General features: G+C 72.3%; 11 protein-coding genes. 6 read left to right on the top strand and 5 right to left on the bottom strand.

The window, feature by feature from the left end:
- Positions 1-14: 14 nt before the first annotated feature.
- From sucB to ACMT9T_RS01765, 3 genes are all read right to left on the bottom strand, one after another.
- Entirely contained in the window at positions 15-1451 is a 1437-nt protein-coding gene (gene sucB / locus ACMT9T_RS01775; protein ID WP_414743970.1) for a 2-oxoglutarate dehydrogenase, E2 component, dihydrolipoamide succinyltransferase, read from the bottom strand.
- A 60-nt stretch (positions 1452-1511) separates the two neighbouring features.
- The gene (gene lpdA / locus ACMT9T_RS01770; protein WP_043669227.1) at positions 1512-2885 is read right to left on the bottom strand and encodes a dihydrolipoyl dehydrogenase; all 1374 of its coding nucleotides are present in this window, start codon (positions 2883-2885) and stop codon (positions 1512-1514) included.
- Between the two features lie 91 nt (positions 2886-2976).
- Positions 2977-4485: a leucyl aminopeptidase gene (locus ACMT9T_RS01765; RefSeq protein WP_414743969.1), complete on the bottom strand. Its 1509-nt coding sequence runs from the start codon at positions 4483-4485 to the stop codon at positions 2977-2979.
- Positions 4486-4637: 152 nt separating this feature from the next.
- On the opposite strand from ACMT9T_RS01765, the gene ACMT9T_RS01760 reads away from it, so the two are divergent.
- The 5 genes from ACMT9T_RS01760 (at position 4638) to ACMT9T_RS01740 (ending at position 10682) form a co-directional block, all read left to right on the top strand.
- Positions 4638-5558 (top strand): proteasome assembly chaperone family protein, encoded by a 921-nt coding sequence (locus ACMT9T_RS01760; protein WP_414743968.1) that lies wholly within the window; start codon positions 4638-4640, stop codon positions 5556-5558.
- A gap of 75 nt (positions 5559-5633) precedes the next feature.
- Positions 5634-6956 (top strand): MFS transporter, encoded by a 1323-nt coding sequence (locus ACMT9T_RS01755; protein ID WP_414743967.1) that lies wholly within the window; start codon positions 5634-5636, stop codon positions 6954-6956.
- A 232-nt stretch (positions 6957-7188) separates the two neighbouring features.
- Positions 7189-8667 carry an RNA polymerase sigma factor gene (locus ACMT9T_RS01750; RefSeq protein WP_414743966.1) on the top strand — a complete coding sequence of 493 codons (1479 nt, stop codon included), beginning with the start codon at positions 7189-7191 and terminating at the stop codon, positions 8665-8667.
- 3 nt (positions 8668-8670) lie between these two features.
- Positions 8671-9951: a MurT ligase domain-containing protein gene (locus tag ACMT9T_RS01745; RefSeq protein WP_414743965.1), complete on the top strand. Its 1281-nt coding sequence runs from the start codon at positions 8671-8673 to the stop codon at positions 9949-9951.
- The gene (locus ACMT9T_RS01740; RefSeq protein WP_414743964.1) at positions 9948-10682 is read left to right on the top strand and encodes a type 1 glutamine amidotransferase; all 735 of its coding nucleotides are present in this window, start codon (positions 9948-9950) and stop codon (positions 10680-10682) included. The genes ACMT9T_RS01745 and ACMT9T_RS01740 overlap by 4 nt, the downstream gene beginning before the upstream one ends.
- 92 nt (positions 10683-10774) lie before the next feature.
- Here ACMT9T_RS01740 and ACMT9T_RS01735 read toward each other — a convergent pair whose 3' ends face one another.
- Complete coding sequence (locus ACMT9T_RS01735) at positions 10775-11002, bottom strand: DUF7455 domain-containing protein (protein ID WP_043669247.1); 228 nt, start codon at positions 11000-11002, stop codon at positions 10775-10777.
- Between the two features lie 212 nt (positions 11003-11214).
- Between ACMT9T_RS01735 and ACMT9T_RS01730 the strand changes: the two genes are divergently transcribed.
- The gene (locus ACMT9T_RS01730; protein ID WP_414743963.1) at positions 11215-13293 is read left to right on the top strand and encodes a DNA gyrase/topoisomerase IV subunit B; all 2079 of its coding nucleotides are present in this window, start codon (positions 11215-11217) and stop codon (positions 13291-13293) included.
- A 72-nt stretch (positions 13294-13365) separates the two neighbouring features.
- Here the strand turns inward: ACMT9T_RS01730 and ACMT9T_RS01725 are convergent, their stop codons facing one another.
- The gene (locus ACMT9T_RS01725; protein ID WP_414743962.1) at positions 13366-15912 is read right to left on the bottom strand and encodes a DNA gyrase/topoisomerase IV subunit A; all 2547 of its coding nucleotides are present in this window, start codon (positions 15910-15912) and stop codon (positions 13366-13368) included.
- Positions 15913-15994: the final 82 nt, after the last annotated feature.

The following is a 15994-nucleotide window of genomic DNA, read 5'->3' as shown; positions in this document are numbered from 1 at the left end:
GGGTCCCGTGCGTGCTAGATGCCCAGGTCGGCGTCGAAGGCGCCGGCCTCGAGGCGGTTCTTCACGGCCACGAGGAAGCGCGACGCGTCGGCGCCGTCGACGATCCGGTGGTCGTAGGACAGCGCGAGGTACACGGTCGACCGGATGGCGATGGTGTCCTGGCCGTCCGCCGTGATGACCACGGGGCGCTTCGTGACGATGCCGGTCCCGAGGATCGCCGACTGCGGCAGGAACACGACGGGCGTGTCGAACAGCGCGCCCCGGGATCCCGTGTTGGTCAGCGTGAAGGTGCCGCCCGCCAGCTCGTCCGGCGACAGCTTGTTGTCGCGCGTGCGAGCGGCGAGGTCGGCGATCTCCGACGCGAACTGCGCGAGGTTCTTGCCCTCGGCGTTCTTCACGACGGGCGTGAGGAGTCCGCGCTCCGTGTCGACCGCGATGCTGATGTTCTCGTGATCGGGGTACACGATGCTGTCGCCGTCGACCGTCGCGTTGACGACGGGGTAGGCCTTGAGCGCCTCGGCGGCGGCCAGCGCGAAGAACGGCAGGAACGAGAGCTTCACGCCGGTCTTCTCGAGGAAGTCGCCCTTCACGCGGTCACGGAAGCGGGCCACCTTCGTGACGTCGACCTCGACCACCGACGTGAGCTGCGCCGTGGACTGCATGGAGACGACCGCGCGGTCGGCGATGAGCTTCCGCATGCGCGACATCTTGGCGGTGGTGCCGCGCAGCGGCGACGTCTCCAGCGGAGCGGCCGCGGGAGCGGCGGGTGCCGATGACGCTGCTGCGGGCTTGGCGGACGCGGCGGCCTCCGCGGCGGCGAGCACGTCCTCCTTGCGGATGCGTCCTCCCACGCCGGTGCCGGTCACCGAGCTGATGTCGACGCCGCGCTCGTTGGCGAGCTTGCGGACGAGCGGCGTGACGTAGCCGGCGTTGCCGGAGGCGGCGGGAGCCGGTGCGGCTGCGGGAGCCGCGGGAGCCGCTGCAGGGGTCGGCGCGGGCGCCGCGGCGACGGGGGCGGCCGGCGCGGGCGCCGTAGTCTCCTGGGGAGCGGGAGCCTGCTGCTCGGCGGCGGGCGCCGGCTCGGGCTCGACCGGCGCGGGCGCCTGCGAGTCGTCGTCCGCCTCGGTGGAGGGCGTGACCTGGTCGTCGACGGCCTCCTCGGCCGGCTCGGCCTGCGCCGCGGGCTCCTCGGCGGGCGCGTCGCCGCCGCCCGAGCCGTCGCCGATGCGCACCAGGACTGCGCCGACCTCGACGGTCTCGTCCTCCTGGACGAGGATCTCCTCGATCACGCCGGCGACGGGGGAGGGGATCTCGGTGTCGACCTTGTCGGTCGACACCTCGAGCAGGGGCTCGTCGACCTCGACGTGGTCGCCGACGTTCTTGAGCCAGCGGGTCACCGTGCCCTCGGTGACGCTCTCGCCGAGTGCGGGGAGGTTGACGGATTCGCTCATGGGGTTGTCTCCTTCAGGCCCGACTCCGGACCCGGCTTGTGTGTCGGTGTTGGCAGGGTGCTACAGGGCGTGCAGAGGGGTCCCGGCGAGGGCCAGGTGGGCCTCCCCGAGCGCCTCGTTCTGAGTGGGGTGGGCGTGCACCAGGTTGGCGACGTCCTCGGGGTAGGCCTCCCAGTTCACGATGAGCTGGCCCTCGCCGATGAGCTCGCCGACGCGCGCGCCGATCATGTGGATGCCGACGACCGGGCCGTCCTGCACGCGGACGACCTTGACGGACCCGGCCGTGCCGATGATCGAGCTCTTGCCGTTGCCGCCGAGGTTGTACTCGTAGCTGGAGACCTTGTCGGCGCCGAACTTCTCGACGGCCTTCGCCTCGCTGTAGCCGACGCTCGCGACCTCGGGGTCGGAGTAGGTGACCTTGGGGATGTTGATGTCCTCGACGACCACGGGCTTGTTGCCTGCGATCTCCTCGGCGACGAAGATGCCCTGCTGGAAGCCACGGTGCGCGAGCTGAAGGCCGGGCACGATGTCGCCGACGGCGTAGACGCCGGGGACGCTCGTCTGGAGGCGCTCGTCCGTCAGGACGAAGCCGCGGTCGGTCTTCACGCCGGCCTCCTCGAAGCCGAGGCCCTGGGTCGCCGGGCCGCGGCCGACGGCGACGAGCAGGATGTCCGCGTCGAACGCGGTGCCGTCCTCGAGGGTGACCTGGACGCCCTGGTCGTCCTGCGTGACCGACTTGAAGCGGACGCCGAGCGAGAACGCGATGCCGCGCTTGCGGAAGGCGCGCTCGAACTGCTTGCTGATCGACTCCTCCTCGTTCGGGACGAGGTGGGGGAGGGCCTCGATGATCTGCACGTCGACGCCGAAGGAGCGCCAGACCGAGGCGAACTCCACGCCGATGACGCCGCCGCCGAGGATGGCGACCTTCTTGGGGATGTAGTCGAGCTCGAGGGCCTGCTCGCTCGTGATGACGCGGCCGCCGATCTCGAGGCCGGGGAGCGTGCGCGAGTACGAGCCCGTCGCGAGGACGATGCTCTTCCCGGTGATGGTCTGGTCGCCGACCTGCACGGTCGTCCCGGAGGTCAGGCGGCCCTCGCCCTCGATGACGGTGATGCCGCGCGCCTTGATGAGCCCCTGGAGGCCCTTGTACTTGCTGGCGACGATGGCCTCGCGGTACGCCGTGACGCGCGCGATGTCGACCCCGTCGAACGTGACGTTGACGCCGTACTTCTCCGACTCCCGCGAGACGTCGGCCACCTCGGCCGAGTGCAGGAGCGCCTTGGTGGGGATGCAGCCGCGGTGGAGGCACGTGCCGCCCAGCTTGCCCTTCTCCACGAGGCCCACGGTCTTGCCCAGCTGAACCGCGCGGAGGGCGGCGGCGTAGCCACCGCTCCCGCCGCCGAGCACCACCACGTCAAAGTTCTGTTCCGACACCCAGGATCTCCCTCGTATGCATCAAGGTCGTCTCATGCGACCGCCCGACCGGGCAGGCGCGGGACCCCCTCAGGAGGCCTCTCCGAGCCTACTACGCGCGTGAAAAACCGGCGGCCAGGGCCAGCAGCGTCCGGACCGCGACGCCGGTCGGGCCCTTCCCCGTGAAGCCGTGCCCGCCCGCCTTGTTGTGCGACGGCCCGGCGATGTCGATATGGGCCCACGGGATCCGCGGCGCGTCCTCCGCATCGCTCGTGCGGCCGACGAACTCCTTGAGGAAGACACCGGCGACGAGCATGCCCCCCGCGGGGTTGCCCGGCTTGACGTTCGCGATGTCGGCGACGTCCGAGTTGAGGAGGGAGCGCATCTCGTCGGGCAGCGGCATGGCCCACATGCTCTCGCCCTGCTCGCGGGCCGCGTCGAGGAGGCGGGCGACGAGAGCGTCCTCGCCCATGACGGCCGAGTACCGCTCGCCGAGCGCGACGACCTGGGCGCCCGTGAGCGTCGCGATGTCGACGATGGCGTCCGGGTGCTCCTCGCTCGCGGCGACGATGCCGTCCGCCATGACGAGGCGGCCCTCGGCGTCGGTGTTGAGCACCTCCACGGTCGTGCCGCCGCGCATGCGGAGGACGTCGTCGGGACGGATGGCGGAACCGGACGGCATGTTCTCGGCGATGCAGAGCCACGCTGTGAGCCGCACGGGCAGCTGCAGGCGCGCGGCCGCGACGACCACCTCGAGGATCGTGGCGGCGCCGGTCATGTCGTACTTCATGCCGATCATCGGGACGGCGGGCTTCAGGGAGATGCCGCCGGTGTCGTAGGTGATGCCCTTGCCGACGAGCGCGAGGTGGCGCGTGGCCCCGGCGGGGGAGTACGCGACCTTCACGAGACGGGGCGGGCGGGTGGATCCCTGGCCGACGCCGAGGATGCCGCCGAAGCCGTCGGCGGCGAGCGCCTCCTCGTCCCACACGCGGACGTCGACCGGCAGACCCGACGTGCGGTCCTCCACCGCGTCGACGAAGGTCGCGGGGTAGAGGTCGAGGGGCGGCGTGTTGACGAGGTCCTTGGTGCCGGCCACGGCGTCCGCGACGGCGGCGGCGCGCGTCATGGCCTCGTCGGCGTCCTCCGCGGTCCAGGAGGTGCCGCGCGCGGCCACGACGACCGCGGAGGCGCGCGGCTTCTGGCCCGCGAGGGAGTCGTGGCGGTAGGAGTCGAAGGAGTAGACGCCGAGGGCCGCCCCCTCGAGGACGGCGGTCAGCTCCTCGAGCGACGAGACGGGGACCGCCACGGCGACCCGCTCCACGCCGCGCAGCTGGCGGGTGGCCGAGCCGACGGCGTAGCGGAGCGCGACCGCGTCGAGCGGCGCGGAGCCCACGCCGACCAGGGCGATCGCGCGGGCGGCGGTTCCCGTGCCGGCCACGCGGACGACCTCGTCGCGCGCGCCCGTGACGCCGAGCGCCGGCAGGCCCGCCTCGTCGATCTCGAGGCCCTCGGGCAGGTGCACCCGGACGCCCTCCTTCTCGCTGGAGACGGCGACCACGAGGACGTCGGCCTCGATGTCGACGGCGCGGTCGGGGGACACGGAGAGGAGGGGAGTGGTCATGGGCGACGAGCCTATCGACGCGGGGAGACGGGCAGCCGTGAGCGCGGGCCGGCACCGCCGCATCGGACGCTCGAGGCGCGTGTTCGCTCTCGGCGGCACGGACGGGCCGCCCTCCGCCGGGGGCCGTCGGAGGCGCGGCCTAGAGTGGATCCATGGCTGACGCGGACGGACTGTACGAGATCGACACCGACATCGGCGAGGTCCCGACCGGCCTCCCGCTGGTCGCCGGCCTCACCGGGTTCTCGGACGCGGGGTCGGGCGTCTCGCAGGTCAGCGAGTACCTGCTCAGCACGCTGAGCCACCGCGATGTCCTGCGCTTCGACACCGACACGCTGCTCGACTACCGGGCACGTCGCCCCACCATCTACTTCGACCAGGACCACCTCGCCGACTACCGGCCCGCGCGGCTCGCGCTGTACCTGGCGCACGACGAGATCGGCCAGCCGTTCCTCCTGCTCACCGGATTCGAGCCGGACTTCCGGTGGGAGGCGTTCACCACCGCCGTCATCGGCATCGTCGAGCGGTACCGGATCTCGACCACGACCTGGGTGCACAGCATCCCCATGCCCGTTCCCCACACGCGCGACATCAACGTGACGGTGAGCGGCAACCGCACGGAGCTCATCGACGCGCTGAGCGTGTGGAAGCCGCACACGCAGGTCCCCGCGAACGCGCTGCACCTCGTGGAGCACCGCCTCCACGACGCCGGTCACCCCGTGGCCGGCTTCGTGCTGCTCGTGCCGCACTACCTCGCCGACACCGAGTTCCCGCTCGCCGCGGTGGCCGCCCTCGAGAGCATCAGCGCCGCCACCGGGCTGATCTTCCCCACGGACCGCCTCCGCGAGGAGGGTCGCGACTTCGTCGGGCGCATCGACGAGCAGGTCGCCGGCAACCAGGAGCTGGCGCGCCTCGTCACGACGCTCGAGGAGCGCTACGACAGCTACATGGAGGACACGCCCCTCAAGTCCCCGCTCACCGACGAGGACGGCGCCCTGCCGACGGCCGACGAGATCGCGGCCGAGCTGGAGAAGTTCCTCGCGCGTCGCCGTCCGGGCGACGGCGACGCCGCCTGACCATCCCGGCGCCGCCGCCCCGACCTCGGGGGACGCCGTCATCGAGGTGATCCGCTCGTCGGTATCCTCGTCCCGATGAGCACCCGCCGCGCCCGCATCGTCCTCGGCGTCGCGATGGCCGCGTACCTCTCCTCCGTCCTGCAGCGCGGCTCCCTCGGGATCGCCTCGGTCGAGGCGGGCGAGCGGCTCCACGCATCCGCGTCCCTCCTCTCCACGCTGGCGGTGACGCAGCTGATCGTCTACGCGGCGCTGCAGGTCCCCGTGGGCGTGCTCATCGACCGGGTGGGCCCGCGCGCTCTCCTGGCGAGCGGGGCCCTGCTCATGGTGACCGGCCAGGTCACCCTCGCCCTGTCCACGTCGCTCGAGGTGGCGATCCTCGGCCGCATGCTGGTCGGCGCGGGTGACGCCATGACGTTCGTCTCGGGCCTGCGCCTCATCAACTCCTGGTTCTCGGGTCCGCGCGTGCCCGTCCTCTCGCAGTGGTTCGCGAACGTGGGCCAGCTGGGCCAGGTGCTCTCGGCCGTGCCCCTCTCGATCGTGCTCCACACGGCCGGCTGGACCCCCGCCTTCCTCGGGTCGGCGTCGGTGGCGGTCGTCGCCCTCGTCGCGGTCCTCATCGCCGTGCGCGACCGCCCGACCGGCGACGTCCCACCGCCGCGGGTGCCGTGGGGCGACTCGATGCGGGAGCTCGGGCGGAGCCTCCGCCGTCCCGGCACGCAGCTGGGCTTCTGGTCGCACTTCGTGACGCAGTCCTCCGGCGTCGTGTTCAGCCTCCTCTGGGGATTCCCGTTCCTCGTCGGCGCGATGGGCTACAGCCCCGCGCTCGCGTCCGGCCTCCTCATCGTCATCGTGGCGTCCGGCATGGTCGTCGGGCCGGTCATCGGGATCCTCACGGGCCGCTTCCCCTTCCGGCGCTCCAACCTCGTGCTCGGCATCGTCGTGATGATGGGCGTCGCGTGGGGCGTGCTGCTCCTCTGGCCCGGCGTGCCGCCGCTGCCCGTCGTGGTCCTCGTCGTCGTCGCGATCGGCATCGGCGGGCCGGGCTCGCAGGTCGGGCTGGACTTCGCGCGCACGTTCAACCCGCCGCGGAGCCTCGGCGCGGCGTCGGGCATCGTGAACGTCGCCGGCTTCACCGCGAGCTTCACGATGATGCTGCTCATCGGGATCGCCCTCGACGTGCAGGACGGGATCCGCGTGGCCGGGGGAGAGCCGAGCGACCTCTACTCCCTCGACTCGTTCCGCATCGCGTTCGCCGTGCAGTACCTCGTGATCGGGGTCGGCGCCGTCATGCTCATCCGCACGCGGCGGCGCACGCGCCGGGCGCTGGCGGACGAGGGAATACGGGTGGGGCCCCTGTGGGTTGCCTACCTCGACCGGCGCCGTCGCCTCGGCGCGTGACGTCGGCTCTCAGGTGGGCGGCAGTGGCTCGTGCGCGCGCCCATCCGTGCAATAATCAGATACGGACCCGTTCATGTCCCGCATCTCGCACCGCCCCGGTGGTGCACGAGCAGCGGACTTGACATGGGTCCTAGCAATGTCCGAAAACAACCCCGACCCACCTCCGGCAGGTCACCCCGCAGCAGCACCGCGGAGCGCACGACCGGTCGTCGTGGGGACGAAAGGTGTTCGCATGGCCACCCCCTCCACCCCGTCCGCCACCCTGGACGCGGCCGCCGCGACCGGCACGGCCGACGACGCCGCGACGGGGGAGGCGAAGGCACCCGCGAAGCGCGCGCCCGCACGCACCTCGACGGCCGCGAAGACCACCGCGACGAAGACCGCGACCGCCAAGGCCGCCACCGCGAAGGCCCCGACGAAGGCCGCTGCCGCCAAGGCCGCCGCCGCGGCGTCCGACGCACCCGCGGAGACGGAGGCGCCCGCGAAGGCGCCGACCGCCCGCGCGAAGGCCGCCGCCGCGAAGAAGGCCGCCGCCGCGTCCGGCGAGGCCGCGCCCGCGAAGGCGCCCCGCAAGGCCGCCGCCAAGAAGACCGCCGCGACGGACGGCCCCGGTGAGGCCTCCGAGGAGGACGCCGACGAGGTCGTCGTCCCCGTCGCCGAGGACGACACGGAGGACGAGGTCGTCGACGACGGCGCCGCCAAGCCGCCCGTCGTGCTCGAGCCCCTCCCGACCGGCGCCATGGTGCTGTCGAACAAGGAGGAGGACGAGGACGTCCCCGTCTACTCCACGACGATCACCGGCGCCACGGCCGACCCCGTCAAGGACTACCTGAAGCAGATCGGCAAGGTCGCGCTGCTCAACGCCGCGGAGGAGGTCGAGCTCGCCATGCGCATCGAGGCGGGCCTCTTCGCCGAGGACAAGCTGGCGAACACCCCGGGCATCTCCCGCGAGCTGGAGCGCGAGCTGCGCTGGGTCGCGCGCGACGGCCAGCGGGCGAAGAGCCACCTGCTCGGCGCCAACCTCCGCCTCGTGGTCAGCCTGGCCAAGCGCTACACGGGTCGCGGGATGCAGTTCCTCGACCTCATCCAGGAGGGCAACCTCGGCCTCATCCGCGCGGTCGAGAAGTTCGACTACACCAAGGGCTTCAAGTTCTCCACGTACGCGACCTGGTGGATCCGCCAGGCCATCACGCGCGCCATGGCCGACCAGGCCCGTACCATCCGCATCCCGGTGCACATGGTGGAGGTCATCAACAAGCTCGCGCGCGTGCAGCGCCAGATGCTCCAGGACCTGGGCCGCGAGCCCACGCCCGAGGAGCTGTCGCGCGAGCTGGACATGACGCCCGAGAAGGTCATCGAGGTCCAGAAGTACGGCCGCGAGCCCATCTCGCTGCACACGCCCCTCGGCGAGGACGGCGACAGCGAGTTCGGCGACCTCATCGAGGACACCGAGGCCGTCGTGCCGGCCGACGCGGTGGGCTTCACCATGCTCCAGAAGCAGCTCGAGTCGCTCCTCGACTCGCTGTCCGAGCGCGAGGCGGGCGTCATCCGCATGCGCTTCGGCCTCGGCGACGGCATGCCGAAGACGCTCGACCAGATCGGCGACACGTTCGGCGTCACGCGCGAGCGGATCCGCCAGATCGAGTCGAAGACCATGGCCAAGCTCCGCCACCCGTCGCGCTCGCAGTCGCTGCGCGACTACCTCGAGTAGGCCGTGCCCCTGCGCCTCGCCGTCGCCGCGGGACGGGCCGCCCGCTGGGCCGCCCGTCTCCGCGGCGGCGGTTCCGCCGTGCCCGGCGTCGTCGCCCTCCGCCTCGAGCCCCGCTTCCTCGAGCGCACGATCGCCGACCTGCCGCACGGCGTGGTCGCCGTCACGGGGTCGAACGGCAAGTCGACGACCACCCACATGCTCACCGCCGTGCTCCGCGCGCACGGGCTCCGCGTGTTCACCAACCCCTCCGGCGGGAACCTGCCGCAGGGGATCGCGTCCGCGGTGCTGGCCGACGCCGACGCGTCCGGCCGCCTCGACGCCGACGTCGCCGTGCTGGAGATCGACGAGGCCTACGGCGTCGCCCTCTCCGCGCTGCTGACGCCGCGCACGGTGCTGCTGCTCAACATCCAGATCGACCAGCTCAACCGGTTCCACGAGCCCGACCGCGTCGTCGGCATGCTCGAGCGGATCGCCGCCACGGCGACCGAGGCCGTCATCGCCAACCGCGACGACGCGCACGTGAACGCCATCGCCGCCGAGACCGCACGCGCCGGGCGCGCCGCCGTCGACTGGTTCGGCGTGTCCGAGGCCCTCCTCGGCGACAGCAAGCACGGACTCGCGTCCGCGCCCCGCTTCGGGTCCGAGGCGCCCGACCTCGTGCAGGTCGCCGCCGACGTCGAGGCCGTCGCGCTCACCGGGCGGGACGCCGTGTTCCGGCTCGCGTCCGGCGACGTCGCCGCCAGCCTGCCCTCGCGCGGCCTGCACTACGCGGTCGACGCGGCCGGTGCGCTCGCCACCGCGCGCCGCGTGCTCGGGGTCCGGTTCGACCCGGCCCTCGCCGCGCAGGGCCTCGGCTCCGTCGCCGCCGTCTACGGGCGCGGCGAGATGCTGCGCGCGGGCGACGAGGACATCGAGATCATCATGATGAAGAACCCGGCGAGCCTGCAGATGAACCTCGACGCGCTGGGCGACCCGCCCGAGCAGGTGCTGCTCGCCGTGGACGACGGGACACCGGACCCGTCGTGGATCTACGACACGGACCTGTCCGCCCTCACCCACGCCGACGTCGTCTCCGGCACCAAGGGCTACCAGCTGGCGGTGCGCTTCGGCTACGAGGGCCTCGAGGTCGGCCGGGTCGAGCCCGACCTGCGTCGCGCCGTCCAGGCGTTCCTCGCGCTGGAGAAGCCGTCCCGCGGGGTCAAGACCATGATCGTCAACTACGAGCAGATGATGGCGATCCGCCGCATCCTCGGGCGGACGGACCTCGAGGGAGGACCCGAGTGACCGACGCCCTGCGCATCCTGCACCTCTACCCCGAGGAGCTCGGCATCAACGGGGACCGGGGCAACGTGACGGTGCTCGTCGAGCGGGCCCGCATCCGCGGCATCCGCACCGAGGTGGTGCGGCACGCCCCGGGCGGCGGCCACCCCGGCGACGCCGACCTGGTGATCGCCGGATCCGGCCCGCTCACCGCCCAGCGCGCCGTGCTGCCCGACCTCGTCTCGCACGCCCCGCATCTCCGCGCCCTGCGGGAGGCGGGCGTCCCGCTGCTGGCGGTCGGCGGCGGCCTCCAGCTGCTGGGGGAGTCCGTGCGGCTCGTCGACGGCGGCGAGCTCGTGGGCGCCGGCGTCCTGCCCGTCCGCACGACGCTGACCGCGGAGCGACGCGTCGGCGATCTCGTGCTCGACACCCCCGAGGGCGAGCTGGTGGGCTACGAGAACCACGGATCCACCCTCGACATCGGCCAGGCCGACCCCCTCGGCACCGTGCGCGCCGGATTCGGGAACGCCGGCCAGGGCGGCGGGGAGGGCGTGCGCGTCGGCTCCTCCATCGGCACCCACCTCGGCGGACCCGTGCTCGCGCTCAACCCGCGCCTCGCCGACGAGCTGCTGTCCGCGGCCCTCGCCCGTCACGGACGGGAGCTGCCCGCCGACATCTCCGGCACGCTCGACCGGCTCGACGGCTGGGCACGCGAGGCCCGCGCGACCGTCATGGCGCGTCCCGCGCACTACTAGTCGCCCGCAGCACCGCCCGCATACGGGAGAAGGGCGCATCCCCTGGGGGATGCGCCCTTCTCCGTGCGCCGGCCGAGCCGACGCGGATGCTGCTAGGAGCGCTCGTCGAGCAGGCGGCTCGACTCGTCGTGCCAGCTCGTCGCGATGGCCGACAGCTTCTCCTGGTACTTCTTGCCGTGGTGGGCGCAGAAGAGGAGCTCGGAGCTGTTGACCTCGACTCGGATGTAGGCCTGCGCCCCGCAGCTGTCGCAGCGGTCGTTGGCGGTGAGCTGGTGGTCGTCGAGCTCGTCGACGGGACGCTCGGTCGCGGTCGGTGTCATGTGATGCTCCCCTCCGGGTCGGGTCGTGGGTCGAGCCGAATGCGTCAAGTAGACCACGTGCTCCCGGGTGTCGGCCCATCGGCGGCCCTCCGTTTCGCTCTGCGCGTAGGCGCGGATCGGGACGGCGGGTCGGAGGGGGAGGCACCCGGTGGCGGTTAAGATCGACACCGGCTCGCGTCCGGCGAACGCCGGACGCACATGGAGGACAGCACGTGGCAGCATCCGATTATTCCGCCCGCCATCTCTCCGTCCTCGAGGGGCTCGAGGCGGTGCGCAAGCGGCCCGGCATGTACATCGGATCCACCGACTCCCGCGGGCTCATGCACTGCCTGTGGGAGATCATCGACAACAGCGTGGACGAGGCCCTCGGCGGCCACGGCGACCGCATCGACGTGCGGCTGCACCCGGACGGCAGCGTCGAGGTGCGCGACACCGCGCGCGGCGTGCCGGTGGACATCGAGCCCAAGACCGGGCTGTCCGGCGTCGAGGTCGTGTTCACCAAGCTGCACGCGGGCGGCAAGTTCGGGTCGGGCTCGTACGCCTCCTCCGGCGGCCTGCACGGCGTGGGCGCGTCCGTCGTGAACGCGCTCTCGGAGCGCCTCGACGTCGAGGTCGACCGCGGCGGCAAGACGTACGCCATGTCGTTCCGCCGGGGCGAGCCCGGCATCTTCGACGACGAGGGCGAGGCGAGCCCGGACGCGCCCTTCCGCCCGTTCACGTCGGGCAGCGAGCTGCGCGTCGTCGGCAAGGTGCGCAAGGGCGTCACCGGCACGCGCATCCGCTACTGGGCCGACCGGCAGATCTTCACCCGCGGCGCGTCCTTCCTCACGGAGGAGCTGCTCGGACGCGCGCGCCAGACGGCGTTCCTCGTCCCGGGCCTCAGCATCGACATCGAGGACCTCCGCGGCGAGCAGCCGGTGCGCGAGTCCTTCCGCTTCGACGGCGGCATCGCGGAGTTCGTCGACCACCTCGCGGTCGACGCGCCGCTCACCGACACCTGGCGGCTCGAGGGATCCGGCTCCTTCACGGAGACCGTCCCCGTCCTCACCGACGGCGGCGCCATGGTACCGACCGAGCTCACGCGCGAGTGCGCCGTCGACATCGCGCTGCGCTGGGGCACGGGGTACGACACGCGCTTCAAGTCGTTCGTCAACATCATCGCGACGCCCAAGGGCGGCACGCACCAGGCCGGGTTCGAGGCGGGGCTCCTCAAGTTCGTGCGGGCGCAGGTCGAGGCGAACGCCCGCAAGCTGAAGGTCGGCACCGACAAGCTCGAGAAGGACGACGTGCTCGCGGGCCTCACGGCCGTGCTCACGGTGCGCTTCCCCGAGCCGCAGTTCGAGGGGCAGACGAAGGAGGTGCTCGGAACGCCGGCCGTGCGCGCCATCGTCTCGCAGGTCGTGCAGAAGGCCATGGCCGAGCGCTTCGAGTCGACGCGGCGCGAGGACAAGGCGCAGACCGCGGTGCTCCTCGAGAAGGTCGTCGGCGAGATGAAGTCCCGGATCTCCGCCCGCACGCACAAGGAGACGCAGCGTCGCAAGAACGCGCTCGAGAGCTCGTCGCTGCCGGCCAAGCTCGTGGACTGCCGGTCGAACGACGTCGCCAACAGCGAGCTGTTCATCGTGGAGGGCGACTCCGCCCTCGGCACGGCGAAGCTCGCGCGCGACAGCGAGTACCAGGCGCTGCTGCCCATCCGCGGCAAGATCCTCAACGTCCAGAAGGCGTCTCTGCCGGACATGCTCTCGAACGCCGAGTGCGCCTCGATCATCCAGGTGCTGGGCGCCGGATCCGGCCGCACCTTCGACCTCTCCGCGGCGCGCTACGGGAAGATCATCATCATGAGCGACGCCGACGTCGACGGCGCCCACATCCGCACCCTCCTGCTCACGCTCCTGTTCCGCTACATGCGGCCCATGATCGACGAGGGCCGGGTCTTCGCCGCCGTGCCGCCGCTGCACCGCGTGGTGGTCATGAACCCGGGGTCGAAGCCCAACGACGTCATCTACACGTACTCGGAGCGCGAGCTCGCGGCCGTGCTGGCGCAGGCGAAGCGGCAGGGCAAGCGCTACCAGGACCCGATCCAGCGCTACAAGGGCCTCGGGGAGATGGACGCCGACCAGCTCGCCACCACCACGATGGATCGCCGCAACCGCACCCTGCGACGCGTGCGTGTGGAGAGCGCGGAGGCGGCCGCGCGGATGTTCGAGCTGCTCATGGGCAACGACGTCGCGCCGCGCAAGGAGTTCATCATCGACGGCGCCGGATCCGTGCGGGACCGCATCGACGTCTGACGCACGGACGCCGAGACGGCGACGGCCGCGGACCCCCTCGGGGTCCGCGGCCGTCGCCGTGCCGGGCAGCGCCTACGTGTCGAGCGGAGCGGAGCCGTCCTCCGCGGCCGCCTCGACCACGCCGACCGCCGCACCGGAGGCGGCATCGGGCGCCTCGGCGGGGGTGACCGCCTGGCCGACGCCGCCGATGGCCTTCTCGAGCGGGATGCCGGATCCGTCGCGCTTCATGCCCGTGGGCGGGAGCTGCCGCACCTCGCCCGCCGGACCGACGGCCAGCGCCGGACCGGGGCCGACCCACGCGAGGGCGAGGTGGTCCTCGCCCTTGAGGTACGCATGCGCGCGGACGCCGCCGGTGGCGCGGCCCTTGCGCGGGAAGTCGCCGAACGCGGAGACCTTGGCGCGCCCCGGGTCGACGCCCGCGATCGTCGCCGACGACGCGGAGATCGTGACGACCTCCGCGCCCTCCGGCGCGACCGAGGAGAAGAAGACGACGCGGGCGCCCGCGCCGAGGTTGACGCCGGCGACGCCGCCCGCCTGGATGCCCTGGGGGCGCACGGAGACCGCGGGGAAGTGCAGCAGCTGCGCCTCGCTCGTGACGAACACGAGCTCGTCGGTCTCGGCGCCCTGGCGCGCGCCGACGACCTCGTCGCCCTTCTTGAGCGCGATGACCTCGAACTCGGGCTTCGCGGGCAGGGCCGACGGGGCGATCCGCTTGACGACGCCCTGGCGCGTGCCGAGCGCGATGGCCTCCTCGGTGCCGAGGGCGACGAGGGCGACCACGCGCTCCTTCCGGTCGGCGAGCCCGAGGTAGTCGCGGATCCGCACGCCCGCGCCCAGCTGCACGCTCGCGACGGGCACGACCGGAAGGTCGACGGGCGTCATGGTGATGAGGCGGCCGGTGTTGGTGATGGCGCCGATGCGGGTGCGGCTCGTGGTCTCGATCGCCGTGAGGACGGCGTCGTGCGAGCTGCGGCGGACGGTCTGCAGGGGGGTGCCGGGCGCATCCGTCGGCAGGTCGACGCGGACGGCGCGGCCGGTCGTGGACAGCAGCACCCGGCAGGGCACGTCGGCGATCTCCAGCACGGGCGCGGCGCGACGGCTCGACGCACCGGCGACGCTCGGCGCGGCCTCGGTGAGCAGCGTGCGCCGCGGCGTGCCGAAGCGGTCGGCGACGTCCTGCAGCTCGCTCGACACGAGGGCGCGGAGGCGGCGCGGGTCGGCCAGGATCGCCTCGAGCTCCGCGATCTCGGCCTCGAGCCGGTCGCGCTCCTCCTCCAGCTCGATGCGGCTGAACCGCGTGAGCCGGCGGAGCCGCAGCTCCAGGATGTAGTCGGCCTGCAGCGTCGAGAGGTCGAACACGTCCATGAGGCGCGCGCGGGCCTGCTCGGTGTCGTCGCTGCCGCGGATGACCTGGATGACCTCGTCGATGTCGAGGATCGCGATGAGGAGGCCGAGCACGAGGTGCAGCCGCTCCTGCTTGCGGGCCAGCCGGTAGCGCGTGCGGCGGGTGACCACGTCGAGGCGGTGCGCCACGTAGACCTGCAGCAGCTCCTTGAGCCCGAGCGTCTGCGGGCTGCCCTCGACGAGGGCGACGTTGTTGATGCTGAAGCCGTCCTCCAGCGGGGTGTACCGGTACAGCTGCTCGAGCACCGCCTCGGGGTTGAAGCCCGTCTTGATCTCGATGACGAGCCGCAGACCGTGCGTGCGGTCCGTGAGGTCGGTGACGTTCGTGATCCCCGACAGCTTCTTGTTCTGGACGCCGTCCTTGATCTTCTCGATGACCTTCTCGGGCCCGACGAGGTACGGCAGCTCGGTGACGACGAGCCCCGACTTCCGCGGCGTGAGGCTCTCCACGGAGACGCGCGCGCGGGTCTTGAAGCTGCCGCGGCCCGTGGCGTAGGCGTCCTTCACGCCGGAGAGGCCGATGATCGTGCCGCCCGTGGGCAGGTCCGGCCCCGGCACGAACGCCATGAGGTCGTCGAGCGTGGCGTCGGGGTGGTCGATGAGGTGACGCGCGGCTCCGACGACCTCGATGAGGTTGTGGGGGACCATGTTCGTCGCCATGCCGACCGCGATGCCGCTCGCGCCGTTGACGAGCAGGTTGGGGAAGGCCGCCGGGAGCACGGCCGGCTGCATGAACGCGTTGTCGTAGTTGGGCACGAAGTCGACGACGTCCTCGTCGAGGCCCTCGACCATCGCGAGCGCGGACGCGGCGAGCCGCGCCTCGGTGTACCGGGGCGCCGCGGGCCCGTCGTCGAGCGAGCCGAAGTTGCCGTGACCGTCGATGAGCGGCACGCGCAGCGTGAACGGCTGCGCCATGCGCACCATCGCGTCGTAGATCGCGGAGTCGCCGTGCGGGTGGAGCTTGCCCATCACCTCGCCCGTCACCCGCGCGGACTTCACGTGCCCGCGGTCGGGGCGGAGGCCCATCTCGCTCATCTGGTACAGGATCCGGCGCTGCACGGGCTTCAGGCCGTCGCGGGCGTCGGGGAGGGCGCGCGAGTAGATGACCGAGTACGCGTACTCGAGGAACGAGTTCTCCATCTCGGTGGAGACGTCGACGTCCTCGATCCGCTCGGCGGGCTCGTCGGGCGTGGTGTTCGTGGTGGAGGGACTCATGGACTCTCTGGGTCGGGATCGGCGCTGCGTCGATCGGCGTCGTGACGCGGATGCGCGCCGGGCTGCTGTGGCAGACTGGGCC

It is taken from the genome of Clavibacter vidaverae (assembly GCF_047529985.1).
Lineage (GTDB): Bacteria > Actinomycetota > Actinomycetes > Actinomycetales > Microbacteriaceae > Clavibacter > Clavibacter nebraskensis_A.
Note: the sequence above shows the minus strand (reverse complement) of the source record. Positions and strands in the feature narration are given on the sequence as shown.